Annotated in this window: 2 protein-coding genes; both read right to left on the bottom strand. The window is 73.5% G+C overall.

Annotation, left to right across the window (positions count from 1 at the left end; translation table 11 throughout):
* Position 1: 1 nt before the first annotated feature.
* Positions 2-3,226: an ACP S-malonyltransferase gene (gene fabD, locus AB0I16_RS19185; protein WP_363250605.1), complete on the bottom strand. Its 3,225-nt coding sequence runs from the start codon at positions 3,224-3,226 to the stop codon at positions 2-4.
* On the bottom strand, positions 3,223-9,228 hold the full coding sequence (locus AB0I16_RS19180) for an amino acid adenylation domain-containing protein (RefSeq protein ID WP_363250603.1): 6,006 nt from the start codon (positions 9,226-9,228) through the stop codon (positions 3,223-3,225). The genes fabD and AB0I16_RS19180 overlap by 4 nt, the downstream gene beginning before the upstream one ends.
* Between the last annotated feature and the right edge of the window lie 15 nt (positions 9,229-9,243).

Below are 9,243 nucleotides of genomic sequence, written 5' to 3'. Positions count from 1 at the left end.
CTCAGAGCGCGGCGAACGCCGCCGCGCGGTCGCGCAGCAATGCCGCCGTCTCGGTCATCAGCTGCTCGGCGATCGCGTCGACGTGGCGCGACTGCCAGGACTCCAGGACGGTGCCGCGGGCCCAGGAGTTGAAGGCGCCCATCGCGGGCCCGCAGTAGATCAGGTAGTCGACGGTCCTGCCGGGTTCGCCGCGTCGTGCGAGGTCGAAGCCGCGGTCGAGGTAGGTCTTGAAGGCGTCGGCCATCCGCCGCTTGGGGTCGCCGCCCGCGTCGGCGGACGGGAGCGGGCCGCGCAGGAACTTCTCCTCGATCTGCCGTCGGATCGCCGGGTCGACGGCGTCGAGGGAGTCGTGGCGGCGCCACAGGTCGTGCAGCTTTCCGGCGCGCGCCGGCAGGAACACGCCGCGCTTGACGACCTGGGCGCGTACGCCGAGTTCGAACATCTCGGCGGCGGGCGCGAGGGCCACGTCGTGGACGTCGAGCGACTGGAGCAGGTCCTTGACGGCCGTGCTGGTGTCCGCCTCGGGTGTGCACTGGTTGATGGACCCGGTGAGCAGGAAGTCCGCGCCGAGCAGGAACGCGGCGGCGGCCGCCTCCGGGGTGCCGATGCCGCCCGCGGCGCCGACGTGCACGCGCGGCCCTGGACCGGCCGCCGCGTCGCGCAGGCGGAGCACGGCGGGCAGCAGGGTGGTGAGGCCGCCCACGGCGTCGTACCAGCCGGAGCCGGTCTCCACGCACAGGTCGTCGGCGAGCGGCAGGTCCGCGTACCGCGCGGCGTCGTCCGCGGAGACCTGCCCCGACGCGACGAGTTCCCGGACGGTCGCGGGCGGGGCGGGTGCCAGGAAGGCGGCGGCCATGTCGGTGCTCGACACCTTGGCGAGCACCCGCCCGCCGCTGAGGCGGTACCTGACCAGGGCCGGGGTGATCCGCAGGAAGCCGGAGGCCTCGACGGTGCGGACGCCCTTGCGCAGGAAGAGGTCGACGAGGGCGGACTCGCGGTGCGGGTCGGCGTGCTGGTGCAGGAGGTTGGCGCCGTAGGGCCCGTCGGCGCCGAGGCCGGCGCGCACCGCGTCGAGCCCCGAGGCGACCTCGTCCAGGGAGAGCCCTCCGGTGCCGAAGAAGCCCATGCCGCCCGCCTTGGCGAGCCGCACCAGGAGGTCCGCGCCGGACACTCCGCCGTACATGGAGCCCGCGAGGTAGGCGTAGCGCAGGCCGTGGCGCTCGCGGAACGCGGCGGCGCCGAGGGAGGCGGGGCCACCGCCGGTCCGCGCCGCCACGGGCTCCGGTTCAGCCGTCGGAGGTTCCGCCACCACGGGCTCCGCGCCGGGCACCGGAGCTTCCGCCACCTGGGGTTCCGCGCCGGCCACCAGAGGTTCCGCCGTCAGCGGCTCCGCCTCCGCTCTGATCTTCGTGACGAGCTTGTCGAGGACCCGGCCGGGGCCCAGTTCCACGAACGTGAAGTCGCCCTGGCCCATGAGGTAGCGGATCGTGTCGGTCCACCGCACGGGCGAGGCGATCTGGCGCGCGAGCTGTCGCGCCACCTCGCCGGGGCGGTAGGGCCGGGCGTCCACGTTGGCGATGACGGGCACGGCCGGGTCGCGCAGGGTGAACCCGTCGAGGAAGCGGCCGAACTCCTCGGCGGTGTCCCGCAGGTAGCGGGAGTGGAAGGGCGCGCTGACGTTGAGCTGCACGTAGTGCGCGCCGAGCCCTTCGAACACCGGCTTGGCCGCGGTGATCAGCTCGGCGGGCCCGGCGAGGACGAACTGTCCCGGCGCGTTGTGGTTCGCGATGTCCAGGCCGGTCAGGCCGTTCTCGGCGAGGGCGCGCTCGACGGTTTCGAGGTCGCACTTGAGGACGGCCGCCATGCGTCCGTCGGCGGCGCGGCTCATCAGCTCGCCGCGGCGCGCGACCAGGCGGAGGCCCGTCTCGAAGTCGAAGGACCCGGCGGCGAACAGCGCCACGTACTCGCCGAGGCTGTGCCCGACGAAGCAGGCGGGCGGTCCGGGGTCCGCGCGCTGCTCGCGCAGCCAGCTGAGCGCGCTGACGACGTAGAGGGCGGGCTGGGTGAACCGGGTGAGCTTCAGCTCGCGGCGGGGGTCGTCGACGCACAGTTCGCGGATCGAGTAGCCGAGCACCGAGTCGGCGAGCGCGGTCTGCTCGGGGAACTCGTCGAAGAGGTCCTTGCCCATGCCCTTGGCCTGGCTGCCCTGGCCGGGAAATCCGTACACCTTCATGGAGCCGTCCTTGGTCACGGGGGTCTGACGACGGGGTTCGGCGGCCGGCACGGCGGCGCGCACGGCGGCGAGGGAGCGGACGTCGTCGCCCAGCGGGCTCAGCAGCGGCAGCGACCGGGAGCGCGACGACGCGGGCAGGCCGTTGCGGGCGAAGTTGTGCAGGGTGCCCGAGGGGCCGAGGTCCAGGTACTGGAAGGGGCCGCGCCGCTCCATCGCGGCCAGCGTCTCCGCGTACTCGATGGGCAGCCGGGCCGCCCGCCACAGGTGGTCGACCGTGACGCGGTCCACCTCGCCACCGGTGGCGCAGGAGACGACGGGGAGGCGCGGCGGGCGCAGCTCGGCCTCCGCCATGACGGAGCGGAACAGCGGCTCGCCGGAGTCCATCCGGCGGGAGTGGAAGGCGTACGGGACGGGGACGCGGTGGCACACCACCTTGCGGGCCCGCAGCTCCTCCTCGGCGGCCGTCAGGTCCTCGTGGGCGCCCGAGAGGACGAAATGCCCGGGGTAGTTGCGGGCGGCGACCTCGGTGCGCTCCCGCAGCAGCGGCACGCGTGCGTGCAGCGCCACGTCGTCCAGTACGGCGAGCATGCCGCCGCGCGGCGCGGCGCGCAGCGCGGTGGCCTGGCGGACGAGGAGCCGCAGGCACTCCTCGGCGTCCAGGACGCCCGCGAGCACGGCGGCGGTGAACTCGCCGAGGCTCGCGCCGAGCAGCAGACCGGGTTCGATGCCGTACGCCATGAGGGTCTCGGCGGCGGCGAGTTCGACCATGACGATCGCCGGGTGGGTGAAGGCGATGTCGTCGAACGGCGCGGCGCGCCCACGGCCCGGCGCGTAGAGGGCGGCGAGCACGGATTCGCCGAGCTCGTCGGCCGCCGCCGCGTCGAGGCGGTCCATGACGCGGCGGAAGACCGGTTCCGTCTCGTACAGGGCCGCTCCCATGCCGCTGTACTGCGAGCCCTGGCCGGAGAACTGGAAGACGACGGGGCGGTTCAAGCGGGGTCACCGCCCTGCTGTGCGCGTATGTCGGCGACGCGGAACCCGCCCTCGTGGAAGACGCCGAGGCCGGGCGGGGCGGCGCGCTCCTCCAGGGCGGCGTCGGCGAGTTCGCCCACGGTCCTGTCGAGGCCGTCGAGCATGGCTTCGAGCACGCCCTGGAGCCCGAGCAGGAGCCGGGTCGCGGCGGCGTCGGTGACCTGGTCGCGGTGGTAGGACAGGTGCACGGTGACGACGTTGGTGGGGAAGACGTCGAGGCGGATCGGGAAGCCCATCTTGGAGACGAAGAACGCCGTGCCCGCGCGCTCCATGGTGTCCACGCCGACGTTCTGGAACACGATGTAGCTCTCGCAGGGCAGGGTGCCCTGCGGCAGGTCGCTCCAGCCGATGACGGTGTCCAGGGGAGTCGTCTCGTGGCCGCCCATCTCCACGAGGGCGTCGAGGACGTCCTTGAGGAACGCGCCCGCGTCGCCGTCGCGGTCGACGCGGGTGCGCAGCGGCAGGATGTTGAAGGCGGGGCCGACCATGGTGGAGAGCGCGTCGGGGTCGGCGACCGGTGAGGAGCGACCGGCGAGGAGCACGCCGTGTGTGACGTCGTCGCCGGCGGTGTACGCGGCGTTGACCAGTGCCCAGGCGCCCTGGAAGAGGGCGTTGAGCGGGAGGTGGGCGCGCTGGGAGAGGCGGCGCAAGCCGAGGGTGGTGTCCCGGTCGAGGGTGATGATCTGCCGTGCGCAGCCTTCCTCGGCGGGCTGTGCGGGCAGCGCGGCGCGCACCCCCGCGGACAGGGGGGTCGGCCGGGTGAGGCCGGCGAGGGCGCGCCGCCAGTAGGTCTCGGCGGTCCCCGCGGGCAGGGCGCGTACGCCTTCGACGAACCTCTTGAACGCCAGCCTCTCGGGCGCGGGTTCCGGTGAACGCCCGGTGGCCGCCGCGTCGAGCAGTTCCTGGAGCCGGTCGGTGACGATCTCGAAGCTCCAGCCGTCCAGGCAGAAGTAGTTCAGGCTCACCACGACGAGCGCGGTGTCCGCGTCGAGCAGGGCGACCAGGTAGCGCAGCCCTGAGGCGGTGCCGAGGTCCACGCCGCGGTTCCGGTCGGCGGCGAGGTAGGTCTCCAGGCGGGCGTCCTGCTCGGGTCCCGCAAGGCCGCGCCAGTCGGCGAAGGCCGTCTCGGGAGCGGCCTCCTCGTGCACCACCTGCACGGGTTCGGCGAGACCTTCCCAGGCGAAGGTGGTGCGCAGCAGCGGGTGCTCGGAGATGAGCTGCCGGAAGCAGTCGACGAAGACGTCCTCGCTGAAGTCGGAGACCGTCAGGAGCTGCATGCGGTGCACCAGGAAGAGGCCGGGTTCGGGGTGTGCGCGCCACTCGCCGAGTGCCCACTGCTGGAACGGCGAGAGCGGGTAGACGTCGAGGACGCCGGGCGCCTCGGACAGGTCGCGCAGCGCCGTGTCCGTGTCCGCGTCCCGGCCGGTGGCGGCCCGCCGTTCGGGGGCCGGGGTGTCGGCGGCGGCGCGCTGTTCGTCGAGCGCCGCGGCGAGCGCGGCGATCGTGCCGTGCCGGAAGACGAGCTGCGGGGCGAACTCCAGGCCGCGCTGCCTGGCCTTGGCGACGACGTGGATGGTGTGGATGGAGTCGCCGCCGAGCTCGAAGAAGTTGGTGTGCACGCCCACGTCGTCCACGCCGAGCACCTCCGCCCACAGCTCGGCGAGGACGTGTTCGGTGGGGGTGGTGGGCTCGGCGGCGGCGCCGTCGGCGTCGCCCTGTTCGGGGACGGGCGGCAGCGCGTCGCGGTCGAGTTTGCCGTTGACGCCGACCGGCAGGGCCCGCAGCGGCAGGAACGCGGCGGGCACCATGTAGTCGGGCACGCTGTCCTTGAGGAAGCGGCGCAGGTCGCGGACGAGTTCGGCGCCCGCGCGGTCGAAGGCGGGGTCGTTGGTGAGGGGTCCGGCGGGCAGGGTGTCCGTGAGGTCGAGGCGGTGGGTGCCGGTGCGGCTGAGCAGGACCGCGTAGCTGCCGTCGGTGGCGTCCGGCATCCAGGAGACGGTGACGGTGAGGCCGGTGTCGGCGCCGAGGCGCCACCACTCCTCGGGGTCCACGTAGCCGGCGGGGCCGGTCCCGGTGTCGCGGACGAGTTCGCCGACGATCTCCTCGGCGTCCTTGTCGCGCAGCAGGTCCCGCTTGGCGTTGACCGCGGCGAGGCGGGCGTTGGGCACGCCGCGCACCGCGAGCGCTTGGGGCCGCTCCTCGTCGAGGCGCCCGCGGACCTCGGCGAGGCTGCCGCCGTCGGCCCAGTCCAGTGTGACGACGTCGGTGTCGGGGGCGGTGTCCCGCGCCGTGACGTGCAGGACGGCGTCGTAGCGGTAGCGGGTCAGCTCGTTGTCGTGGCGGCCCCTGCGCAGCTGTACGTCGACGCCGCTGATGGCGGGCCGTTCCGCGCGCAGGGCGGTGAAGAAGGCGGGGTGGACGAGGAGTTCCTGCTCCTGGCGCGTCCTGCGGGCGATGCGACCACGCAGCCGCCCGGCGGGGAGCTTCGCCGTCGCGCGGCTCAGCTCGACGTCGGTGTGGAAGGTGTCGAGCAGGGTGAGGTTGCGCAGGTCGCCCACGAAGACGGCGCCGTCCCCGGAGAGGCTGTCCAGGGCCTGGCCGAGCACCGTGCGCAGGTAGGCGCCGTCGGGGAAGTACTGCGCGACGGAGTTGAGGATCACCACGTCGTACGGTTCGTCGCCGTCCCGTGCGCTCTCGTCGGCGGCGCGGTGCGAGAGCGTGACCCCGGCGAGTTCGGGGCGCTCGGCGATCAGCCGGGTGCGGACGAAGTCCAGGGCCGCCGCGGAGATGTCGGTGCCGTGGTAGCTCTCGCAGTGCGGGGCGATGCGGGAGAGCAGCAGGCCGGTGCCGCAGCCGATCTCCAGGACCCGGCGGGGCTTGAGGGCGAGGATGCGTTCGACGGTGCCGTCGACCCACTCCCGCATCTCCTCGGCGGGCAGCGGCTCACCGGTGTAGCTGCTGTTCCAGCTCACGATGTTGAAGTCCGCCTCGCGCGCGCCCGCGCCCTGCGCGTAGGCCTGGTCGAAGACCTCCGCCCACTCGGCGACCCGCTCGGCCATCGGGTCGTCGCCCCCGGCGGCGCGCGCGGCGGGCGCGGTGTCGGGCACGACGTAGGCGACAAGCTGCTTGTGGCCGGCCTCGCGCGGGTCGTCGCGGGTGACGACGGCGGCCTCCACGACGTCGGGGTGCCGGGTCAGGGCGGCCTCGACCTCGCCGGGTTCGATGCGGATGCCGCGCACCTTGACCTGGAAGTCGGCGCGGCCCCGGTACTCGATCGCGCCGTCGGGCAGCAGCCTGGCCAGGTCGCCGGTCTTGTACAGCCGCTCGCCGGGCGCGCCGAACGGGTCGGGGACGAAGCGCTCCTCGGTCAGTTCGGGCCGGTTGTGGTAGCCGCGGGCCACCTGGACGCCGCCGATGTGCACCTCGCCGACGACGCCGACCGGCACCGGTTCGAGCCGTTCGTCGAGGACGAGGACGCGGGTGTTGGCGATGGGGCGGCCGATGGGCACGGTGCCGCGCTCGTCGCCGGGCACGCACTGCCAGGCGGTGACGTCGACGGCCGCCTCGGTGGGCCCGTAGAGGTTGTGCAGCTCGGTGCCCGGCAGCTTGGCGAAGAACCGCTCCTGGAGGGCGAACGGCAGCGCCTCGCCGCTGCACACCACGCGCCGCAGGTCCGCGCAGCGCCCGGCGAGGCCGCCCTCGCCTTCTTCCTGGCCGAGGAAGACCTGGAGCATCGACGGCACGAAGTGGGCGGTGGTGATCCGCTCGGCGCCGATCAGTTCGGCGAGCCGGGCCGGGTCCTTGTGCTCGTCGGGCCCCGCGACGACGAGGGTGGCGCCGGTCAGCAGCGGCCAGAAGAACTCCCACACCGAGACGTCGAAGCTGAACGGCGTCTTCTGGAGGACCCGGTCGGTGGCGTCGAGCCGGTAGCGGTCCTGCATCCAGAGCAGCCGGTTGACGATGCCGCGGTGGGTGTTGAGGACACCCTTGGGCTCGCCGGTGGAGCCCGAGGTGTAGATCATGTAGGCGAGCGTGTCGGGGCCCGCCCCGTGCGCGACCGGCCCATCCGGTTCCTCGGCGATCTCCGCCCAGCGGGTGTCGAGGGAGAGCACCTGCGCCTCGGTGGGTGGCAGCGCGGCCCGCAGGTGCTCCTGGGTGAGCACGATCGCCGGTGCGGCGTCGTCGAGCATGAAGGCGCGGCGCCTCGCGGGGTGGGCGGGGTCGACGGGGACGTACGCGGCGCCCGACTTGAGCACGCCGAGCAGCGCGACGACCAGGTCGACCGAGCGCTCGGCGCAGACGGCGACGGTGCGCTCGGGGCCCGCGCCGCGGCCGCGCAGCCAGTGGGCGAGCCGGTTGGCGCGGCGGTCGAGGTCCGCGTAGGTGACCTCTTCGCCGCCGAAGACGACCGCGGGCGCGTCAGGGGTGCGCGCGGCCTGGTCGGCGATCAGGTCGTGCAGGCAGCGCTCCGCGCCGTCGAAGGTCTTCGCGGTGTCGTTCCACTCCTCGACGATGCGGCGGCGGTCGGCGTCGGGCAGTACGGGCAGCCGGGAGACGGCGAGGTCGGGCCCGGCCGCCGCGGCCTCCACCACGACGCGGAAGGCGTCCATGAGACGGCGTACGGTGCCGGGCTCGAAGACGTCGCGGTTGTACTCCACCTCCACCAGGAGTTCGTCGGCGCGGTCGACGACGCTGATCCACAGGTCGAACTTGGAGGTGCCGATCCGCACGCCCTCGATCGCCTCGATGACCAGTTCGTCGCCGGGCTTCATCTCCCTGGCGGGCAGGAAGTTGAAGCAGACCTGGAACAGCGGGTTCTGCGACAGGTACCGCTCGGGCCGCAGCGCGTCGACCAGGACCTCGAACGGCACCTCCTGGTGCTGCTGGGCGCCGTTGACGACCTCCTGCACCCGCCGCAGCACCTCGCGGAAGTCGGGGTCCCCCGCCAGGTCCGTCCGGTAGACGAGGGTGTTCACGAACATGCCGATCAGCGGTTCGATGTCGACGTGGGTGCGGTTGGTCACCGGGGAGCCGACGGGGATGCCGCTCTGGCCCGTGCAGCGGTGCAGGAGGACGTTCAGGGCGCCGAGCAGCACGACGAAGAGGCTGACGCCCTCGCGGCGGCAGAGCGCCTGGAGCTCGTCGCGCAGGGCGGCGGGGTAGACGTCCCTGAGGTCGCCGCCCTCGAAGGTCTGGACGGGCGGCCGCGGCCGGTCGAGGGGCAGCTCCAGGTTCTCCGTGCCCTCGCCCAGCTGTCCGCGCCAGTAGTCGAGCTGGCCCTCCAGGCGCTCACCGGAGAGGTACTCGCGCTGCCAGACGGCGAAGTCCGCGTACTGCACGGCCAGTTCGGGCAGCGGCGAGGGCCGGTCCGCGGCGAACGCCTCGTACAGCGTGAACAGCTCCTGCCAGAACAGGCCGAGCGACCAGCCGTCGACGACCACGTGGTGGGCGTTGAGGAGCACCACGTGCAGCTCGGGGGCGAGCCGGTACAGGGTGACGCGCAGGAGCGGGCCCCTCGCCAGGTCGAAGGGGCGGCGGCCGGCCTCGTACACCAGCGTGTCGAGCCGCGCCGGGTCGTCGGTGACGTCGACCAGTTCCACGGGGACGCGGACGTCGTCCACGATCTCCTGCCACGGCTCACCGTTCTCGCTGGGCAGCCGGGTGCGCAGCGACTCGTGCCTGCGCACCACCTCCTCGGCGGCCCGCTCCAGGACCTCGCGGCGCAGCGGCCCGCGGACGCGGAAGCTCATCGGGACGTTGTACGCGGGGCTGTCGGGCACCATCTGGTCGAGGAACCACAGGCGGCGCTGGGCGAAGGAGAGCGGCGGGCGGTCGTCGGCGGGGCGGCGCGGGATGCGGGTGGTCCCCGAGGTGCGGGCCTTGCCGCTCAGCTTCTCCAGCAGGGCCCGCTTCTGCGGGGACAGCCGCGCCTTGCGCGAGGTGGCGAGATCTTCGCGGGACATGCGGGGGAACTCCTT

Source organism: Streptomyces sp. NPDC050703 (genome assembly GCF_040654435.1).
Classification (GTDB): domain Bacteria; phylum Actinomycetota; class Actinomycetes; order Streptomycetales; family Streptomycetaceae; genus Streptomyces.
The sequence above is the reverse complement of the archived record's forward strand: the minus strand, read 5'-3'. Positions and strand labels throughout refer to the sequence as shown.